Genomic DNA, 17,862 nt, shown 5'->3' with positions numbered 1-17,862 from the left:
CCAGGCCCTTCCCGGCGCAAGCCATTCTAGAACGTTCTACGAAGGTTGCAGCACCATGGGGCGCTTGAAGCGCGAGGCCACCGCAGAGACGGCCACGCTTGCGCCGATCAGCGACAGGCCCAATGCCAAATCACCCGACATGCGTTCGTGGAACACCAGCGAGGACACGATCAAGCCAATCACCGGCACACAGAGCATCGCGATGGACGTGGCAACAGGCGGCATCTTCTGCGTCATGCCCAGCACCACGATGAAAGTCAACGCGGTGGCCAGCGGGCCGGTATAAAGGATGATGGGCCAGGCCTCGGGCACGGCCAGAAAGCCCGGCGCGCCGTCGCGCATCCACGCCAGCGCGGCCAGCGGCACCGTGGCGATGGCGGTTTGCCAGGGGATCATGTCCGCGCCCAGCCGCACATGCCGATTGCCGCGTAGCTGGATGATGTTGCAAGCCCACGCGAACGAGGCGCCCAGCAGCATGGCCAGCCCGATCACCGTGTGCGCCTGCCAGGGGCTGAACGCGGGCGCGACGATCACGCCGATGCCCGCGTAGCTTAATGCGGTAGCCAGCCATTGGCCTGCCGACAAGCGTTCTTTCAAAATCAACGCCGACAACGGAATGACCCAGATCGAGGTGGCGTAGGCGATGACGGACGCCCGCCCGGGTGCCACGTATTGCAGCGCCCACAGCGCCAGCGCGGTGAATGCGCCCATCTGCAACAGCGCCACGCCCGCCACCAACGGCCATTCCTGCCGCGTCGGCAGGCGCAGGCGTCCCATGGCGCCCAGCACCAGCACGCTGACCAGCGCGGCGGACCCGAAGCGGCTGGCAGCCAGCCACAGCGGGCTCATGTGCGTCAGGCCCAACTTCATGACTGGCCAGTTCCCGCCCCAAACCATGACCGCGCCGATCAATGGCAAAAACCTACGCAACGCGCTGTGCTGACTCATTACTGCCAATCTACCGCTTGGTTATTCTGCGCTTTGGCCGATTAGCCAAAGGAAGGAATAGTCTATAGGGTAAACCCCAGCATATTTCACTTCAATTCACTTCGATAAACTCTGCATACAGCACAAAGCGACTGCACATTCACAATCCCTAGGTAACTTATGCCGGAAATCAACCTGGATGCCACTGACATCCGAATCCTCAACGAACTTCAGCGTGATGCGCGTCTGACGAACGTCGAGCTTGCCGCCCGCGTGAACCTGTCGGCTTCGCCCTGCCTGGCGCGGGTTCGCCGCCTGGAAACCGAAGGTCTGATCGATCGTCGGGTCACGCTGCTGAACGCACGCAAGCTGGGGTTGAAAGTCAACGTGTTCATCCAGATCTCGCTGGACAAGCAGCGCAAGGCCGCCCTGGACGTCTTCGAGCGCGAAATCGCCGTTCTGCCGGAAATCATGGAGTGCTATCTGATGTCAGGAGACGCCGACTACCTGATCCGCGCGCTGGTGCCGGACGTGGACGCGTTGGAACGCCTGATCGTCGAACACATCACCCGCATTCCGGGCGTCGCCAGTATCCGCTCAAGCTTCGCGTTGAAGCAGGTGCTGTACACCACCGCCGTACCGCTCGCCTGAGGATACGGGGCGTCGCTTTTCGGAAACTTGCGGGATACCGCCGCCGCCCGCACAATGAGCCCGTCGGCGGTGATCGCCCCGGCATCCCTCCCATCGCTTAGCAAGGAGCAAACCATGCCCGAAACTGAATGGTTCCCTGGTGGCACGCTACCCGATCGTCAGGGCTACTTTGAAGTGGAATTCGACACAGGCGAAACTGAAATCACGCGCTACGGCATGCTGGGCTGGGAACCCGAGCAAGACCGCGGCCGCATCGTGCGCTGGCGCGGCCTGGATCCGGATATCGAAGAAGCCGAAATGCAGCGCGAAAACGCCGTGCGCAATAATGGCGACACCCTGCTCGGCTAAGCACGCCGACCCAAAAACAAAACGCCGCGGAATTCTCCGCGGCGTTTTGTTTTGAGCGCTGCGCGCTTACCAATCAAGTTTGGAGATCTTGGTGCCAGCCAGCGACACACCAGCCATGAGGCCGCCATTGTTCATCACGAAACCGACAATAGGCTGCTGCGCCGTATTGGTATCGATACGGCCGTTCGCCCCTACATTGACGACTGCCACCGTCGCGTCGGCGCCAACGGTCCACCCGCTGCTGTTGCGGAACTTGTTCAACGCATCATCCGTCATGAACAGCAGCACCATGGCCTTCGATTGGGCACCGGCCTGGAAGCCGATCGAACCCGCCGTCGTGCTGTAGTAGCCGGCATTGGCGCCACCGACTCGCAACACGCCCTTGCCATGCTCGGCGCCCACGATGAAGCTGCCGCTCAGCACGTCAGGAAACACCAGCACGCCCTTGGCGCGCGCCACCAATTCCTTGGATTGCGGCGAAGCCTCGTAAAGCTTGGTCAACGTGGCGTTGGCCGCGCTATTCATCGACTCGCGTTTCTCTGAGGATGTCGCGGAAGATTTAGGACTAGTCGTGGTGCAGCCTGCGAACAGCAGACCCGCTACACCGATGGTCGCGGCCGCCAAGCCAACACGACGCAGGACAGGAAAAGTATCAAACATGGAACTCTCCTTTTTGTTGTCACCCGCTACCACTGTACCGGCCAAACCCGTCCGTACAAGGCACGCGATTGTGATAAACGAAACAAAACCTACCGGTTGCCGCTTCCCTTAACGCGGGCCCCGTTCAAGCATCATGCGCTTGCCAGACCCAATGCAGCGGCCGAAAACCGGCAACATTTGGTAGGGCAATTGCGGGGTCCGTGCCCTTATAGAATGCCATAACGGGGCTCGCCCGTGGCCTTGTCCACCGAAACTATCCCCGACAGCACCAGCTCGGCGTGGCGCCTGGCCACTGCCGCATCCGCGAACGTCACGAACCTGGGCAACGACCAGCGCTGCAAGCCATCGCCGTCGCCCGGGCGTCGGACCGTCACTTCGATGGCCAGCACGCCAGCGTCCAAGCTTACGATCTCACATCCCACTTGAAAGCCATCGATATGGCGCTGCGGCCCCGCGCTCATGCTTATCGCTCCTGAAACGGTTGTATCCGGCCGCAATATGCCAAAAATAGAAGCGCTTGAAAAGGAGTCCTTTCAACGGGTCATCGCGCACTAATCGGGATAGTGCGGGCGTATCTTGCAGAGGGTAAAAAACGCACGAAATCCGGCTTTTTTTCGTGCCCGGGCACATTTTTCCGGACCGGGGCAAACGACAGCCCGACGACCCTACTTCGGCGCCGGGTCTTCGCCCGCCGGCCGGATCCACTTCGACTCCCACAGGTCCTCGCCCCGCGCCAAGGCCGCGCCCAACGCTTTCCGGCAGCGCTGCGCGACTGCGGCCAGTAACGCGTTGCACACCGAAAACGCCGCCGTGTAGGAATCGAACGGTGACGCACTGGAACTGCGCGCGACCAGCACATGGTGGGCCGATGCGGCCGCGGGCGCCGACGCAGCGTCCGTGATCAGCACCACCTTGCCGCCGCGCTGCCTGAAGACCTTCACCGCATTCGCCGTGGCAACCGAATACCGCCTGAACGTGAACGCCAGCAGCACATCATCCGCGCCGATCCACAGCAATTGATCCTCCAGGAACATCGGCCCCGCCCCGCCCATCGGCCTGACCGCAGGCAGGCACAGATTCAGATAAAGCGCCACATGGCTGGCCAACGGCGCCGCCTGCCGCAAGCCCAGCACATGCACACGGGCTTTGCGCTGCGTCAGCAGGCGCACGGCCGCTTCGAACGCCCCGACATCGAGCGCGGCGAACGTCTCCTGCAGATTGTGCTGATCATGCAGCAACGCGTTGTGCAGGCAGGCCCGCGCCGACGTGTTGTCGCCACTGACCGCGTCCGCGCGTTCGCCCGGCGAAGCCAGGCGCGCCGTCACTTCCGACCGCGCCTCCATCTGCGCCTGCGCATAGCTCTCATAGCCCAGCTTGGCCAATAAGCGGACGACGGTGGACGCGCTGGTGCCCACGCGCTTGGCCAGGGCGGTCGCCGATTCCAGCAGGCTTTGCGGATAACGCGCCTGCATTTCTTCGACCAGCAGGCTTTCCGTCTTGCTGAGCTTCTTGGCGTAAGTGGCGATGCGTTGGTTCAGATTCATGATGGCGGCGATTCCACAATAGGCGGTACTAGGTGATAACCCCAAATTCCACAATATTCATTGCATCTTATATTTCTATCTGCAATGAATATTGCAAAATAGACCAATCCGACTTCGACCACAAGAGAGCGTCATGAAGCACCCCTTCGCTGCGCCGTCCCTGACGCGCCGCAGCCTCGTCCTTGCCGGGCTGGGCGCAGCCATCCTGCCCCTGGCCGCACGGGCCAACGCCTACCCTTCCCGCCCGGTTACCCTGGTCGTGCCGTTCCCCGCAGGCGGCTCCGTCGACCTGATCGGCCGCATCTATGCGGAAGCGCTGGGCAAGGCGCTTGGCACGACCGTCATCATCGAAAACCGCGACGGCGCGGGCGGCGCCATCGGCAGCCAGCGCGTGGCGCGTGCCAAACCCGACGGCTACACGCTGGTCGCCTCGTCGCAAAGCTCACATCTGGCCAACCCGCTGATGCGCAGTGATCTGGGTTACGACCCGATCAAGGATTTCACTTCGATTTCGCAGCTGTCACGCACGCCGAATGTGCTGGTCACGAATATCGACGTACCGGCCAAGACCCTGGCCGAATTCGTGGCCTTGCTGAAGTCCCGCCCCGACGAACTGCACTACGCGACGGCCGGCATCGGTAGCATGGGCCAGCTCAATGCGGAACTGTTCAAGAACACGCTGCAGGTGCAGGCCATGCATGTGCCGTACCGCGGCGGCGCGCCCTTGATCAACGCCCTGCTGTCCAATCAGGCGCAGTTTGCGCTGGATAACCTGGCGCCCTTCCTGCCGCACATTCAGGTCGGCAAGATGCGCGCCCTGGCCGTCGCCGCTCCCAAGCGCCTGGACGCCCTGCCCGACGTACCCACCTTCGCCGAATTGGGCTACCCGGTGCTGAACGCCATGTCGTGGATCGGCTTGGCCGCCCCGGCCGGCACGCCAGACGACATCATCCAGGCGCTGCTTGCGGCCGTGCGCGCCGCCGCCAGCCAGGACGGCATGCCGCAAGCGCTGGAGAAGGCCGGCGCCCTGCCGCCAGAAAACCAGACCCCACAACAGTTCACCACCATGATGACCGAACGCCTGGCGCTGTATAAAGACCTGATCGACCGCGCCGGCATCCGCCCCGAATAGGCCCCATCCCATGCAAAATCCCGCTTTCGAACCCGACACCGCTCCGCTTGAAGTCCTGCCCCGCGACCTCTCGGCCTACCGGGAGGGCAACACCGGCATCCCTTACGTGCACCGTTTCGAGTCCGGCGTGCCGGGCCCGCACGTGCTCATCAACGCCATCACCCACGGCAATGAGATCTGCGGCATGGTCGCCGCGACCCATCTATTGGACACTGGCGTGCGGCCGAAGATCGGCACGCTCACGGTCAGCTTCGCTCACGTTGAAGCGTATGAGGCGTTCGACATCGAGCAGCCCTACGAAAACCGCCAATTGGTGCACAACCTGAACCGCATTTGGTCGGCGGCCATGCTGGACGGCACAGAAGACAGCCCCGAATTGCGCCGCGCCCGCGAACTGCGCCCGGTACTGGATGCCGCCGATTTCGTCCTGGACATCCATTCGACCCGCGCGCCGGTGCAGCCCTTCTGGGTCTACAACGAGATGGATCGCAACACCGCGCTGGCCGCCGCCGTGGGCGCGCCGCTGGTGCATCTGGTCATGCCGCAGCACAAGTTTCCCGGCACCGGCGTCATGGGCTATGGCCATCACGGCGATCCGCTCTCCGACAGCGGCGGTTCGCTGGTGGTGGAATGCGGGCAGCACTTTGCCAAGTCCGCCGCCGACCTGGCTACCGATGTCACGATGCGGTTCCTGGCGCACACCGGCCTGATCGATGCCCCGGCCGGGGCGGTGCCGCCCCCGGCCCCGCAGCGATACCGCCTGCTGGAGGTCCACATGGTGAAGTCCGACGACTTCCGCTTCATGCGGCCGGTCATCGGCTTCGAGACCTTCGACAAAGACGAGTTGATCGCCATGAACGGCACCGAAGAGATCCGCTCGCCCTGCGACCAATGCACGATCTTCATGCCGACCCGCATGCCGATCGTCGGCCGCGAGGCCGTCTATCTAACCGTCGCGATCTAAACAGCAGCTTCGTGGCCCCTGGACAGATTCGGCACGTTCCCGTGCCGAATCTGTTTTACGAATCTGTTTTATCTAAAGGTCAGGAATCAGGCGCTTGCCCAGGCTGACCACCTCGTCCCGCTGAAACCCCAGCGATTCGTAAAACCCTTGCACCGCCACGTTGCCCGTGCGGATCAGCAGATTGATCTTCGGGCACCCCATTTCCAGCAGCTTTCGCTCCACCGCGCGCATCAGCGCGGTGGCGTAGCCGCGCCGCTGATGCACGGGCGAAACCGCCAGGTAGTTGATCCAACCGCGATGGCCGTCATAACCGCCCATCAAGGTGCCTACGATCACGCCTTGCACCGCACCCACCAGGAACAGATCGGACTGCACGGTTAGCTTGCGCGCGATGTCCTTCGCCGGATCGTTCCAGGGGCGCGTCAGGCCGCAATCGTGCCATAGCTGGACGATGGCGCACTCATCGGCGGGGTGGTAGGGCCGGATGGAAAGGTCTTGAGGGGTCATGCTTCGTTCCTTTGACAAGGGAGACGAAAGCCTGGCGATACGCCTCGCTAGCGGGAACGGCAAAGCCCAAACAAAAAGGCCACGAGGGGTATCGTGGCCTTCAGGATGAAGCGCCGAAAATTCGGCGCCTGAACGTGACTCGCCACTCAACGTAGACGTCGAGTGATTCGTCGGTTATCTGCCCGGCATGCCGGCGCGGAGTGCATTGCGTTCATGCAAAAGAGGATACACGAGCCCCTGCGCGGCAGGCAACACCGCCTAAGCCGTCAAGACGCCTCCGGCGCAGGCAACGTGCCTTCCATGACGATGACCGCTTGGCCCGCAACGCCCGCCCAGACGCCGTCGGGGCGGGGCTCGGCCTGCGCCAACAGCAAGCTGGCGCGGCCCATGTCCACGCCTTGCCCCACGCGTAGCTGCAACATCCCGTCGCCTCGCAGTGCCGCCCGCAACGCCGTCATCGCCGCCGTCGCGCTGCCCGTGGCGGGGTCTTCGGTCATGCGTCCGGTGAACATCCGGGCCTGGATGTCCGTCGGCGCGTGGCCGGCGTCGGCGGCCGTGTCCGTCGTGTAGGCATAGATGGATTTCGCGCCGTCCAGCGGGAACAACGCGGCATAGCCATCGGCGTCCGGCGCCGCGCGGCGCAGTGCATCGCGGCTGCACAACTGCACGACCAGAAAGATCAGCCCCACCGAAACCACCTGCGGCGCGTGCGCCGACGTATCGATGTCGGCCGGCTCCAATTTCAAGGCCCGAGCCACCGCGGCTACCGACGCTTCACTCGCGCGGGACAACGGCTGCGGCGCCAACAGTTCCACGCCCTCCACGCCCGTGGCGCCCGTCTTCAGCGAGATCCGCACCAAGCCCGCCGCCTCTTCGAAAACGAATGCGTCCGGCGCAGGACGTCCAGCAGTGATCATTTCGCGCGCCAGCACCACCGCGGTGCCCACATTGGGGTGCCCCGCGAAAGGCACCTCGCGGTCAGGCGTGAAGATGCGCACCCACGCGGTATGCGCCGGGTCTTTCGGCGGCAGCACGAAGCTGGTTTCCGAATAATTGAATTCACGCGCAATGCGCTGCATCTGCGCGGATTCCAGGCCGCGCGCGTCCAGCACAACCGCCAAGGGGTTGCCGCTATAGGGTTCGGTGGTAAAGACATCGGCGGTGACGTATCGGTAGCGCATGCAGGCTTCTCTTTGTGCGGAGGAAAGGACGCAGTATGCAAGGGCGCGGCCACCGCGCGACAGGCACAGAACGGCGGAACTTTCGCCATAACAGCACGGCGCGGCGTCCGGGTCGAGTAACCTGTCTGCCAAGGACGCATTCGCGCCCCAATGCACGCTTACCCGAAAGGAATGCACCATGGAAAACCCTTTTGGCGACTCCGACGAACCCTCCAGCGACCACCGGCAATATCTGGTCCTGATTTCGGCATCGAAAGACAACGCCTCGCTCGCACAAAAGCTGCTTGAAAACCTGAAGAAACACGTCGACGAGCGCGCCGCCCCGTTGTGGATCGACGCCAAGGGTATTGGCGTCTTGTTGACGACGGATCTGGTCGCCTCCGACATCTGGCGGGAAATGTTCCAGAAGGAACCCGGCCAGGACTACGGTGATACCCGCAATATGCTGGTGCTGGAAATCGGCCGCGATTGGGCCGCCCGCAGGGACGACAAGATCGAACACTGGCTGGCCAGCCACGTCGGCAATCCCCTGCCGCCCGCGCCGCGGCGGGCAGACAAGCGCCGTTAAATGAAACTCGTCAGCAGGCGTGAAACCGCGTCTGGCTGATCCAGGGTGGGCAGATGGGCCGTGCCCGTCACTCCCATCTGCGCCCGCCACATCCGGCGATCACAAACCGCCGCATGCAGGAAGATAACGGGATCGACCTTACCGACGCTCGCGGTACGCAATGGCGCACATCGTCGTGACCATCATCACCATTCCGAGACAGAGCAGGATGCCCAACAGGCCAAGTGCAATCGCGGCAACCGACATGTTGGATATCGCCTTCGACAGCAAGGCGCCCGTAAGCACCAAAAATACCGCCAGCAAGAACAGCACGCTCATCATGGGCCAAGCCGGTGTCTGCCCTTCCTGACGCGTCCGCCAAAAATCGTAGCGCCCCGATACGGCCGCCCGCGCAAGGCTCTGGAAAAACGTGCTGACCAGATACAGTACCGGCAACCAGATAGCCGCCAGCGCCAGGAACAGGCTTACGAAGAACACGCTATCGAGAACGCCGTCCAACGCAAAATAAAGAACCACGGGCACCCGGGCGGTGGCGTACATCAAAGCCGTGCCTATCGCGATAAGCAGCGCCAGCAGGCCAAGAGACATCCACTCGGGCTTGCCCAAGCGCCAGTCCGGGCTGTTCGCATGACCGCCGGGAACGACTTGCCGAAGCCAGGCGACCGACACGCGCGTCAATGCCAGCAAATTTATGCCGATAAACAGGAAAAATGCCGAAGACCCCAAGGACCGATGCGGCAACAGCAGCGCGACCGGAAGCGTCATGACAAACACGGCAAGCGCCCATGGCGTCGATTTCAATAGCCGGCCGCCTTGCTGCCGGAGCGTACTTGCGGTCAACGCGAAATAGCGGCTTGCCGGGAGGTTGCTCGACACGGGGATCCTTTGCACGATTGGTTTTGCTCTGATGCGCGGAAGTTATACCAGCACTTTGCCCTTTCGGCATGCCACCCAAACCGCGCGCGGCCAGACCGCCCTCCAATCCTTTCGTCTACTGGCTCCAGACCTGCTTACATCTTTATCAGTTTGGCATCTACGCCAAAAGGCTGGCCCGCCCTAGAATTGGATTGCTGTATTTCGGCTAATCCGCCAACCAGGAGCCATCCATGAGCGCCCTCACAACCAAAAGATTCATTACTGCTGCCATTTGCTGTGTGTTCCTGGGCGGCAATGCCCTGGCCGCTCCTCCCGAAGGAAAAGGCAAGTCCGACAATTCGGGTCAAGGCCAGGGGAATTCAAGCAACGGTAAAGGCTCGGGCAAGGGCAACGGCAACGGCAACGGCTCAAACAAGGGCAATAGCGGCAATAACGGCAATGGCGGTTCGTCAAAAGGCGGCGGAGGCGGTTCCGGTGACGTGAATGTCACGCTTCGCCACGCCGGCATCACGATCACCACCGCCAGAGGCTACGCCTCAGAATATGGGATGTCCGGCTACAGCTCGTTGCCGCCAGGGGTCCGCAAGAACCTGGCTCGCGGCAAGCCTCTGCCTCCGGGAATTGCAAAGAAGATGGTCCCCGGCCCGATGCTGGCTCGCCTGCCGGTTTATCCCGGCTATGAATGGAGAGTCGCCGGTTCGGATCTGATTCTCGTAGCGGTGGCTACCGCTATCGTCGCCGATGTGCTTTTCGACGTTTTTGACTGACGTAAAGCCCAAAACGAAAGGGCCGGATCCAATGTTTCAAAGGATCCGGCCCTGCCAATCTGCCATCAAGCTGCTTACGCTACGGCAAGCAGCTCAGCATAATTAGATCAATTTGATCATGGTCGCCTGAGGACCTTTCTGCCCTTGGCCGGCGACGAACGAAACGCGCTGATTCTCTTCAAGCGATTTGTGCCCGTCACCCTGAATTTCGGAGTAATGCGCGAAGAGGTCTTTACCACCCAGTTCCGGGGAAATAAAGCCGTAGCCCTTGTCGTTGTTGAACCACTTCACGATACCAGTTTCAATCTTCAATGTATGTCCTAGAGGTACAGGGAAAAAATATTCCCGGGGCCACTATGGGCGATTCGCCTCCATAAAGATATCGCTGTTTCGCAATAACACATCTTAGGGCCCTACCCAGCGATCATCGCTCATAGATGTACCCTGCGAAGGTCGATGCGCCACGGCTTCCGAAATACGAATACGAAAAACCAATGAGAAAGGCCGTTAGTGATTTCTCACTAACGGCCTTGGAACTTCTGGTCGGGACGGCGGGATTCGAACTCGCGACCCCTTGCACCCCATGCAAGTGCGCTACCAGGCTGCGCTACGCCCCGAAAGAAAAAGAGTATAGCAGAACAAAAATTTGTTTGCACGCATTGGTGCAAAAAAAGTGCTGAATACTCAAAAAAATTTGCGCTTCATGTTCGTCGCCTGCACAAGCGATGTACAAGGCGGCGCACGAAGCGCAACGTACTGCTTGCTGGCATCGCGCGCCGCTTCAAGCGCCACGCGCGATGCAGATACTACGTTCGATCAAACGATCTTGGACGACTGCGCCTTCACCGCTTAAGCGGCGGTGCCGACGGTGCTTGCACTTGCGTTGGCCGGTACGCTCGCCGCTGCGTTTGGCGGCAAGCCCAACGCATCGGCCAACATCGTCGAGACGTTGCCGAGCTCGTTACGCAAGGCCTGCATTTCAGCGCCCGACAAACGCACCGCGGCGTCCTGATCGTGCGGCATGTCGCGCGCGTCGCCAAGGCGATTGCGCGCGCCGCTGATCGTGAAGCCTTGCTCGTACAGCAAGGAGCGGATGCGCCGGATCAGCAGCACTTCGTGATGCTGATAGTAGCGGCGGTTGCCGCGGCGCTTCACGGGTTTAAGCTGCGTGAATTCCTGTTCCCAGTACCGCAAGACGTGGGGCTTGACGCCGCACAGCTCGCTGACTTCGCCGATGGTGAAGTAACGCTTGGCGGGAATGGGCGGTAAGGTAACGGTGGGTTCAGTACGTGTCATAAGCGAATTTTATGCCGCGCGGGCGCAGGAAGCCGATAACAATTACCGACAAAGCGTATCACTCCGCGGCGTCCGCGGCATCGGGCGCAGCAGGGGTCGCCTGCTCCACCACGCTCTTGAGTTTCTGACTCGCGTGGAACGTGACCACGCGGCGTGCGGCGATGGGAATGGTCTCGCCGGTTTTGGGATTGCGGCCAGGGCGCGGCGGCTTGTCGCGCACCTGGAAATTGCCAAAGCCCGAAAGCTTGACCGAATCTCCGCGAGCCAGGGCATCGCGGATTTCTTCGAAGAAGGTATCGACGATGTCCTTGGCTTCGCGCTTGTTCAGGCCGACACGCTCGAAGAGCAGTTCGGCAAGCTCAGCCTTGGTCAGAGTGCGCGGCTCGGCAGCAAGCATACTGTTCCCCATGGTTCAAGCACGCTGGCGCGCGCCGTGGGCACTGACCAATGCATCCTTGATGCGGGACAGGCAATCCGCCACACGGGCTTCGTCCAGAGTAACTTCAGTGTCCTGTAGCCAGAATCGGAAAGCAAGACTTTTCTCGGTGACGGGCTCGCTGCCGTGGGACTTCTCGCGCCACACGTCGAACACGCGCACATCCTGCACCACGGCCAATTGCGCATCCGCCTTGACGGCCGCGGCCACCGTGTCCAGCATCGACTGCGTGGACACCGGCGCATCGACCCACAATGCCAGATCGCGCACTACCACGGGTTGGCGCGACAGCTCGCGCACTTCGGGCAATTCGCCTTCGGACAAGGCATCAACGTTCAATTCGAAGACCACCGGCGCATGCGCCAGGTCGGCTTGCTGTGCCCAACGCGGGTGCAGTTCGCCGATCCAGCCGATCGCGCGGCCGTCCAGTTCGATGCGGGCGCTGCGGCCCGGATGCAACGCGGGATGCGCGGCGGCTTCGAAACGCAGGCGGCGGCCGCGTGCGCCGAACAGCGCTTCGACATCCATCTTCACGTCATAGAAGTCCACTTGGCGCGTCGCGACGCCCCACTGCTCTTCCACTGCCGGCCCCCAGGCCGCGCCAGACAAACGCATCGGCTGACTCACGCCCGCCACTTCCAGCGGGCCGTCTTGCACGGACGCGTCGCGCATGAACACGCGGCCCAATTCAAACAGGCGCACGCGCGACTGCTTGCGGTTGGCGTTGTGGCGGATGTTGGCGACAAGGCCGCCGATCAGGCTGGAACGCATGACCGACAGATGGCTGGCGATGGGGTTGACCAGGCGAACCGGCGTTTCGTTGCCGGCGTAGTCGCGTTCCCAATCCGCTTCGACGAAGCTGTAGTTCACGACTTCCTGGTAGTCCTGCGCGGCGGCCAGGCGGCGCAGCGCATGCGCGCCGCGATGCACTTCCGGCTGCGAGAACATCTTGGCGCGCGCCATCGGCGGCACATCGGGGATGCTCTCGAAACCGTAGATGCGGGCCACTTCCTCGATCAGGTCTTCTTCAATCTGAAGATCAAAACGGTACGACGGCGGGCTGACGATGAAGTCATCGCCTTCGACCGTGAAATCCAGGCCCAGGCTACCAAAGATCTTCGCGACCTGTTCCTGCGTGACGGGCACGCCCAGCACGCGGTGGCAACGCGCCAGGCGCATGCGCACGGGCGGACGGGCCGGCAGGTTGACGATCTGGTCGTCGATGGGACCGACTTGCCCCCCACAGATGTCGACGATCAGGCGGGTGATGAATTCCAGGTGCTCGGGGATGCTGGCGTAGTCCACGCCACGCTCGAAGCGATGGCTGGCTTCCGAGCTGAACTTATAGCGGCGCGCACGGCCCGCAATGGCTTGCGGCCACCAGAACGCGGCTTCCAGATAGATGTTTTGCGTGTCCAGCGTCACGGAAGTGGCTTCGCCGCCCATGATGCCGGCCAGGCTTTCCACCTGGTCGCCCGCCACGACCACGCCGACCTTCGGGTCGAGCGTGATGGTCTGGCCGTTCAGCAGTTCGAGCGTTTCGCCTTCATGCGCCCAGCGCACGCTGATGTCGCCGCCGATCTTATCCAGATCGAACACGTGCGACGGGCGGCCCAGTTCCAGCATGACGTAGTTGGAGATATCCACCAGCGCCGACAACGAGCGCTGGCCGGCGCGCTCCAGGCGCGTCTTCATCCAGCCGGGCGTTGCCGCACGGGCGTTCACGCCGCGAATCACGCGGCCGCCAAAACGGCCGCACAGATCAGGCGCTTCAATCTTGACGGGCAGGCGCTCGTCCAGCGTGACGGGCACGGCGACGGCGGTCGGCACGGACAGCGGCGCGCCTGTCAGGGCAGCCACTTCGCGCGCCACGCCCAGGATCGACAGGCAGTCGGCACGATTGGGCGTGAGCTTGAGCGTGAAGAGGGTGTCGTCCAGGTCCAGCGCTTCGCGGATGGATTCGCCAGGCGCCATGTTGGCGGGCAGTTCCAGCAAGCCGGCGTGGTCTTGCGACAGGCCGAGTTCGCGGGCCGAGCACAACATGCCCGACGATTGCACGCCGCGCATCTTGGCCACGCCGATCTTCATGCCGCCGGGCAGTTCCGCGCCCACGCGGGCCAGCGGCACTTTCAGGCCGGCGGCCGCGTTCGGCGCGCCGCATACGATTTGCAGACGCTCACCCGAGCCATCGTCCACTTGGCAGACGCGCAGCTTGTCGGCGTCGGGATGCGGAGCGATGTCGACGATGTGGCCCACCACCACGCCGGTAAAGGCGGGCGCGGCGCGCACGGTGTCTTCGACTTCCAGGCCGGCCATGGTGAGCCGGTGCGCGAGTTCATCGGTTGCGATCGGAGGGTTGACCAGCGTACGCAGCCAGGATTCGGGAAATTGCATGATCAGCCGTCTGTTATTCGTTGAACTGGCGCAAGAAGCGCAAATCGCCTTCGTAGAATTGGCGCAGATCGTTGACGCCGTAGCGCAACATCGTCAGGCGCTCAAGTCCGGAACCGAAGGCAAAGCCGATGTAGCGCTCGGGATCAAGGCCGAAATTACGCACCACTTCGGGGTGCACCTGGCCCGAGCCGGAGATCTCCAGCCAGCGACCGCGGTTGGGACCCGACGTGAACATCATGTCGATTTCGGCGGACGGTTCCGTGAACGGGAAGAACGACGGACGGAAGCGCACGACGAGGTCGTCGCTTTCAAAGAAGCAACGCAGAAAGTCGGTGTATACGCCTTTCAGATCAGCAAACGAGATGTCCTCGGCGATCCAGAGCCCTTCCACCTGATGGAACATGGGCGAATGCGTGGCGTCGCTATCGACGCGGTAGGTGCGCCCCGGCGCGATGACCTTGATGGGCGGCTTGTGCATGCGGGCGTAGCGCACCTGCATGGGGCTGGTGTGCGTGCGCAGCAGCAGCGGCAGCCCGTCGGCATCGTTCATGTCGACGTAGAACGTGTCCTGCATCGAACGCGCCGGATGGTCCAGCGGATTGTTCAACGCGGTGAAATTGGTCCAGTCGTTTTCCACTTCGGGGCCGTCGGCCACATCGAAGCCAATGGAACGGAAGATGGCTTCCACGCGTTCCCAGGTCCGGATGACCGGATGGATGCCGCCCGGCGCGCGGCCGCGTCCAGGCAACGTGACGTCAATGGTTTCAGAAGCCAGCCGGGCATCCAACTCCGCCTGCGCCAACGCGGCACGGCGAGCAGTCAGAAGCTCTTCGACTTGTTGCTTGGCCTGATTGATCCGGGCGCCCATTTCGCGCTTCTGCTCGGGATCGAGTTTGCCAAGGCCTTTCAGCAGCACCGTCAGTGCGCCTTCCTTACCCAGAAATCGAGCCTTTGCGTTCTCAAGCGCGGCGGCATCCGTAGCCGCGGCGAACCGTTCTTGCGCCTGGGAGACCAGGTCGTCAACCAATAGAGTCATGAAATCCAGCCTTCAAAACGCAAACGGGGCTATTACAGCCCCGTTTGCAGCGATGCGCGATGAGTTAAAGCGCGCGATCAGGCAGCCAAGGCAGCCTTGGCTTGCTGCACGATGGCGGCAAAGCCGGCCTTGTCGCGCACGGCCAGATCGGCCAGGACCTTACGGTCGAGTTCAATCGAAGCCTTCTTCAGACCAGCGATGAACACGCTGTAGCTAACGCCATGTTCGCGGACAGCAGCGTTGATACGCGTGATCCACAGAGCACGGAACGTGCGCTTCTTGTTACGACGGTCGCGGTAGGCGTATTGGCCAGCGCGCATGACTGCTTGCTTGGCAATACGGAACACATTACCGCGGCGACCACGGTAACCCTTGGCGGCGGCAATGACTTTTTTGTGACGTGCGCGGGCAGTTACGCCGCGTTTGACGCGAGGCATATTAGATCTCCCTTATCAAGCGAAAGGCATCATGGCCTTGACGGAGGCCACGTTGGATTCATGAACCGCTGCCGAGCCACGCAGTTGACGCTTGGCCTTGGTGGTCTTCTTGGTCAGAATGTGGCGCTTGAACGCCTGACCACGCTTGATGGAGCCGCTGCCGCGAACCTTAAAGCGCTTGGAGGCGCTTTTCTTGGTTTTCATCTTGGGCATGATGATTCCCTAAACTAAACTCATTGTTGATTTGACATGACGCGAGGTGTTTGGCGTTGCTGGCCGAAAGCCCTAGGGCTAGCACCGATGCGACGGCAAAACTTGTAAACCTGTTGCCACTTCTTGGGGGTACTTCGGGGCACTGCTGGGTTATTTCCCACTGGGTCATTTCCCACGGGTTATTTCCCTCTGCCATGGCATTGCTGCCACGCACAGTCTCCCCCAGGTCCTGGCAAAAAAATGGCCGAGATCCGGGAAAGCCTTTGATTATATGGTGATTTCCTGGTCGTTGTCGAGTCGGGCGCGGCAAAAGGCCAAGCGGACCGGGCCGGGAACGCCTGCGGCCCATCATACGCCCGGGCGCCGGTACTGCACCGCCTGCGCCACGTGTCCGGCAGCCAGTACATCGGCCCCATCAAGATCGGCGATTGTCCGCGCCACCCGCAACGCCCGGTGCAACGCACGCCCAGAGCCCGCCATGCGGCGCATGGCCTGGAACAGCAGGGCCTGGGCCTCGTTGTCCATGACGCAATGCTGGTCCAGTTCTGCCCCCATCAATGCCGCGTTCAGTTTGCCCTGACGGGCTTGCTGGCGGTCCCGGCAGCGCATCACCCGCTCTTGGACGGGGCCGGACGCCTCACCCGGCGGGCCGCCCATGGACTCGGGGTCGGATGGCGGCAGCGCCACATGCAGGTCGATGCGATCCAGCAACGGCCCCGATATCTTGCCGACATAGCGCGTTACCTGGTCGGGCGAGCAAAGGCAGGCCCTGGCCGGATGGCCGCGCCAGCCGCAAGGGCAAGGATTCATGGCGGCGACCAATTGAAAGCGCGCCGGGAACTGGGCGGCATGCAAGGCACGGGCGATCACCACCCTGCCCGCCTCAAGCGGTTCGCGCAGCGCTTCCAGCGCGCGCCGGCTGAATTCCGGGAGTTCATCCAGGAACAGCACGCCATGGTGCGCCAGGCTGATTTCGCCCGGACGCGGACGGCTGCCGCCGCCGACCAGCGCCGCGACAGTAGCCGAATGATGCGGCGACCGGAACGGAGGATGACCCATCAGCGCCTCGGGCATTCCCGCCAGCGCGGCTACCGCGGCCGCTTCCAGGGCCTGGCTACGCTGCAAGGGCGGCAACAAGCCCGGAAGGCGGGATGCCAGCATGCTCTTGCCCGCGCCAGGCGGCCCGATCATCAGCAGGCTATGGCCGCCGGCCGCGGCCACTTCCAGCGCACGCCGCGCGCCGGGCTGCCCCCGCACGTCCGACAGGCAAGGCGCAGGCGGCGGCGCAGGCCACGCCTTGGGCACCGCGTTCGGCAACCGGCACGCCCCCGTGACGTGCGCGGCCACGTCTGCCAAGCTACGCGCCGACAACACGCTAAGCCCCGGCACCCAAGCCGCCTGCTCCGCGCTGCCCGCCGGCAGGATCAGCGTGGCATCGGGCGCCTCGCGGGCCACGCTCAACGCAATCACCAACGGGGCGGCCACAGGCACCAGCGCACCGGTCAAGGACAATTCGCCTGCCAGAACCAAGCCGGCCAGCGTAGGGTCGGCCACCGGCACATCCGGCCCATTGCCGTCGGCAGGCGCGGCCAATTGGCCGGAGGCCAATAGCAACCCCAGCGCGATGGGCAAATCGAACCGGCCGGATTCCTTGGGAATATCGGCGGGCGACAGGTTCACCGTGATACGCCCGGGCGGAAACCCGAAGCCGCTATTGAGAATGGCCGCGCGCACGCGTTCCCGGCTTTCGCGCACCTCCGTGTCGGGTAACCCCACGACATTGAAACTGGGCAGTCCGGGACCCAGATGGGTTTCAACCCGGACCGCGTGCGCATGCAGCCCACTAAGCGCACGGCTGGCAAGAACGGCAAGCGTCAAGACGCTCTCCCGAAGGGAACAAGAGCATCAGTATCCGCAATTACAAC

22 protein-coding genes and 1 tRNA gene are annotated in these 17,862 nt (G+C 62.7%); 7 read left to right on the top strand and 16 right to left on the bottom strand.

From position 1 onward, the window contains the following. Positions 1-36 precede the first annotated feature (36 nt). Positions 37-948, bottom strand: a complete 912-nt coding sequence (locus ACI0FO_RS19865) for a DMT family transporter (RefSeq protein ID WP_416029408.1) — start codon at positions 946-948, stop codon at positions 37-39. A gap of 159 nt (positions 949-1,107) precedes the next feature. Between ACI0FO_RS19865 and ACI0FO_RS19860 the strand changes: the two genes are divergently transcribed. Continuing rightward, positions 1,108-1,578 carry an Lrp/AsnC family transcriptional regulator gene (locus ACI0FO_RS19860; RefSeq protein WP_006226939.1) on the top strand — a complete coding sequence of 157 codons (471 nt, stop codon included), beginning with the start codon at positions 1,108-1,110 and terminating at the stop codon, positions 1,576-1,578. 114 nt (positions 1,579-1,692) lie between these two features. Then, on the top strand, positions 1,693-1,926 hold the full coding sequence (locus ACI0FO_RS19855) for a hypothetical protein (RefSeq protein WP_315528211.1): 234 nt from the start codon (positions 1,693-1,695) through the stop codon (positions 1,924-1,926). 66 nt (positions 1,927-1,992) lie between these two features. On the opposite strand, the gene ACI0FO_RS19850 is transcribed toward ACI0FO_RS19855, so the two are convergent. The 3 genes from ACI0FO_RS19850 to ACI0FO_RS19840 form a co-directional block, all read right to left on the bottom strand. After that, on the bottom strand, positions 1,993-2,586 hold the full coding sequence (locus ACI0FO_RS19850) for a BPSL1445 family SYLF domain-containing lipoprotein (protein WP_416029405.1): 594 nt from the start codon (positions 2,584-2,586) through the stop codon (positions 1,993-1,995). A gap of 206 nt (positions 2,587-2,792) precedes the next feature. Continuing rightward, positions 2,793-3,047, bottom strand: a complete 255-nt coding sequence (locus ACI0FO_RS19845; RefSeq protein ID WP_416029403.1) for a hypothetical protein — start codon at positions 3,045-3,047, stop codon at positions 2,793-2,795. A 204-nt stretch (positions 3,048-3,251) separates the two neighbouring features. Further along, positions 3,252-4,130, bottom strand: coding sequence for a MurR/RpiR family transcriptional regulator (locus tag ACI0FO_RS19840; protein WP_416029401.1), 879 nt, complete (start codon positions 4,128-4,130; stop codon positions 3,252-3,254). Between the two features lie 133 nt (positions 4,131-4,263). On the opposite strand from ACI0FO_RS19840, the gene ACI0FO_RS19835 reads away from it, so the two are divergent. Continuing rightward, positions 4,264-5,262 (top strand): Bug family tripartite tricarboxylate transporter substrate binding protein, encoded by a 999-nt coding sequence (locus ACI0FO_RS19835; protein WP_416029399.1) that lies wholly within the window; start codon positions 4,264-4,266, stop codon positions 5,260-5,262. Between the two features lie 10 nt (positions 5,263-5,272). Next, complete coding sequence (locus ACI0FO_RS19830) at positions 5,273-6,226, top strand: succinylglutamate desuccinylase/aspartoacylase family protein (RefSeq protein WP_416029397.1); 954 nt, start codon at positions 5,273-5,275, stop codon at positions 6,224-6,226. 72 nt (positions 6,227-6,298) lie between these two features. Here ACI0FO_RS19830 and ACI0FO_RS19825 read toward each other — a convergent pair whose 3' ends face one another. Together ACI0FO_RS19825 and ACI0FO_RS19820 are read right to left on the bottom strand one after the other, a co-directional pair. Beyond that, positions 6,299-6,733, bottom strand: a complete 435-nt coding sequence (locus tag ACI0FO_RS19825; protein WP_416029395.1) for a GNAT family acetyltransferase — start codon at positions 6,731-6,733, stop codon at positions 6,299-6,301. A 266-nt stretch (positions 6,734-6,999) separates the two neighbouring features. Beyond that, entirely contained in the window at positions 7,000-7,914 is a 915-nt protein-coding gene (locus tag ACI0FO_RS19820) for a PhzF family phenazine biosynthesis protein (RefSeq protein ID WP_416029393.1), read from the bottom strand. Positions 7,915-8,092: 178 nt separating this feature from the next. Between ACI0FO_RS19820 and ACI0FO_RS19815 the strand changes: the two genes are divergently transcribed. Continuing rightward, positions 8,093-8,482, top strand: coding sequence for a hypothetical protein (locus tag ACI0FO_RS19815; RefSeq protein WP_105558851.1), 390 nt, complete (start codon positions 8,093-8,095; stop codon positions 8,480-8,482). A 138-nt stretch (positions 8,483-8,620) separates the two neighbouring features. Here the strand turns inward: ACI0FO_RS19815 and ACI0FO_RS19810 are convergent, their stop codons facing one another. Beyond that, positions 8,621-9,088, bottom strand: a complete 468-nt coding sequence (locus tag ACI0FO_RS19810; protein ID WP_416029391.1) for a hypothetical protein — start codon at positions 9,086-9,088, stop codon at positions 8,621-8,623. A 500-nt stretch (positions 9,089-9,588) separates the two neighbouring features. On the opposite strand from ACI0FO_RS19810, the gene ACI0FO_RS19805 reads away from it, so the two are divergent. Further along, entirely contained in the window at positions 9,589-10,125 is a 537-nt protein-coding gene (locus tag ACI0FO_RS19805) for an anti-virulence regulator CigR family protein (RefSeq protein WP_416029387.1), read from the top strand. 102 nt (positions 10,126-10,227) lie between these two features. Here the strand turns inward: ACI0FO_RS19805 and ACI0FO_RS19800 are convergent, their stop codons facing one another. Together ACI0FO_RS19800 and ACI0FO_RS19795 are read right to left on the bottom strand one after the other, a co-directional pair. Further along, a complete protein-coding gene (locus tag ACI0FO_RS19800) occupies positions 10,228-10,437 on the bottom strand; it encodes a cold-shock protein (RefSeq protein ID WP_105558848.1) in 210 nt (69 codons plus the stop codon). A 228-nt stretch (positions 10,438-10,665) separates the two neighbouring features. Then, positions 10,666-10,742, bottom strand: a tRNA-Pro gene (locus ACI0FO_RS19795). Between the two features lie 29 nt (positions 10,743-10,771). On the opposite strand from ACI0FO_RS19795, the gene ACI0FO_RS19790 reads away from it, so the two are divergent. Then, positions 10,772-10,978, top strand: coding sequence for a hypothetical protein (locus ACI0FO_RS19790; RefSeq protein WP_416029384.1), 207 nt, complete (start codon positions 10,772-10,774; stop codon positions 10,976-10,978). Here ACI0FO_RS19790 and ACI0FO_RS19785 read toward each other — a convergent pair. The 7 genes from ACI0FO_RS19785 to ACI0FO_RS19755 form a co-directional block, all read right to left on the bottom strand. Then, the gene (locus tag ACI0FO_RS19785; protein WP_416029382.1) at positions 10,975-11,421 is read right to left on the bottom strand and encodes a MerR family transcriptional regulator; all 447 of its coding nucleotides are present in this window, start codon (positions 11,419-11,421) and stop codon (positions 10,975-10,977) included. The genes ACI0FO_RS19790 and ACI0FO_RS19785 overlap by 4 nt on opposite strands. A 58-nt stretch (positions 11,422-11,479) precedes the next feature. Continuing rightward, on the bottom strand, positions 11,480-11,830 hold the full coding sequence (locus tag ACI0FO_RS19780) for an integration host factor subunit alpha (RefSeq protein WP_105558846.1): 351 nt from the start codon (positions 11,828-11,830) through the stop codon (positions 11,480-11,482). Positions 11,831-11,833: 3 nt separating this feature from the next. Next, a complete protein-coding gene (pheT, locus tag ACI0FO_RS19775) occupies positions 11,834-14,251 on the bottom strand; it encodes a phenylalanine--tRNA ligase subunit beta (protein ID WP_416029380.1) in 2,418 nt (805 codons plus the stop codon). A gap of 13 nt (positions 14,252-14,264) precedes the next feature. After that, positions 14,265-15,287 carry a phenylalanine--tRNA ligase subunit alpha gene (gene pheS / locus ACI0FO_RS19770; RefSeq protein ID WP_105558844.1) on the bottom strand — a complete coding sequence of 341 codons (1,023 nt, stop codon included), beginning with the start codon at positions 15,285-15,287 and terminating at the stop codon, positions 14,265-14,267. 77 nt (positions 15,288-15,364) lie between these two features. Continuing rightward, positions 15,365-15,724 carry a 50S ribosomal protein L20 gene (rplT, locus tag ACI0FO_RS19765; protein WP_006218741.1) on the bottom strand — a complete coding sequence of 120 codons (360 nt, stop codon included), beginning with the start codon at positions 15,722-15,724 and terminating at the stop codon, positions 15,365-15,367. Between the two features lie 15 nt (positions 15,725-15,739). Next, positions 15,740-15,937, bottom strand: a complete 198-nt coding sequence (rpmI, locus tag ACI0FO_RS19760; protein ID WP_006226956.1) for a 50S ribosomal protein L35 — start codon at positions 15,935-15,937, stop codon at positions 15,740-15,742. Between the two features lie 348 nt (positions 15,938-16,285). Beyond that, positions 16,286-17,815, bottom strand: a complete 1,530-nt coding sequence (locus tag ACI0FO_RS19755; protein WP_416029377.1) for a YifB family Mg chelatase-like AAA ATPase — start codon at positions 17,813-17,815, stop codon at positions 16,286-16,288. Positions 17,816-17,862 lie beyond the last annotated feature (47 nt).

Source organism: Achromobacter marplatensis (assembly GCF_049060505.1).
Lineage (GTDB): Bacteria > Pseudomonadota > Gammaproteobacteria > Burkholderiales > Burkholderiaceae_B > Achromobacter > Achromobacter marplatensis_A.
The sequence above is the reverse complement of the archived record's forward strand: the minus strand, read 5'-3'. Positions and strand labels throughout refer to the sequence as shown.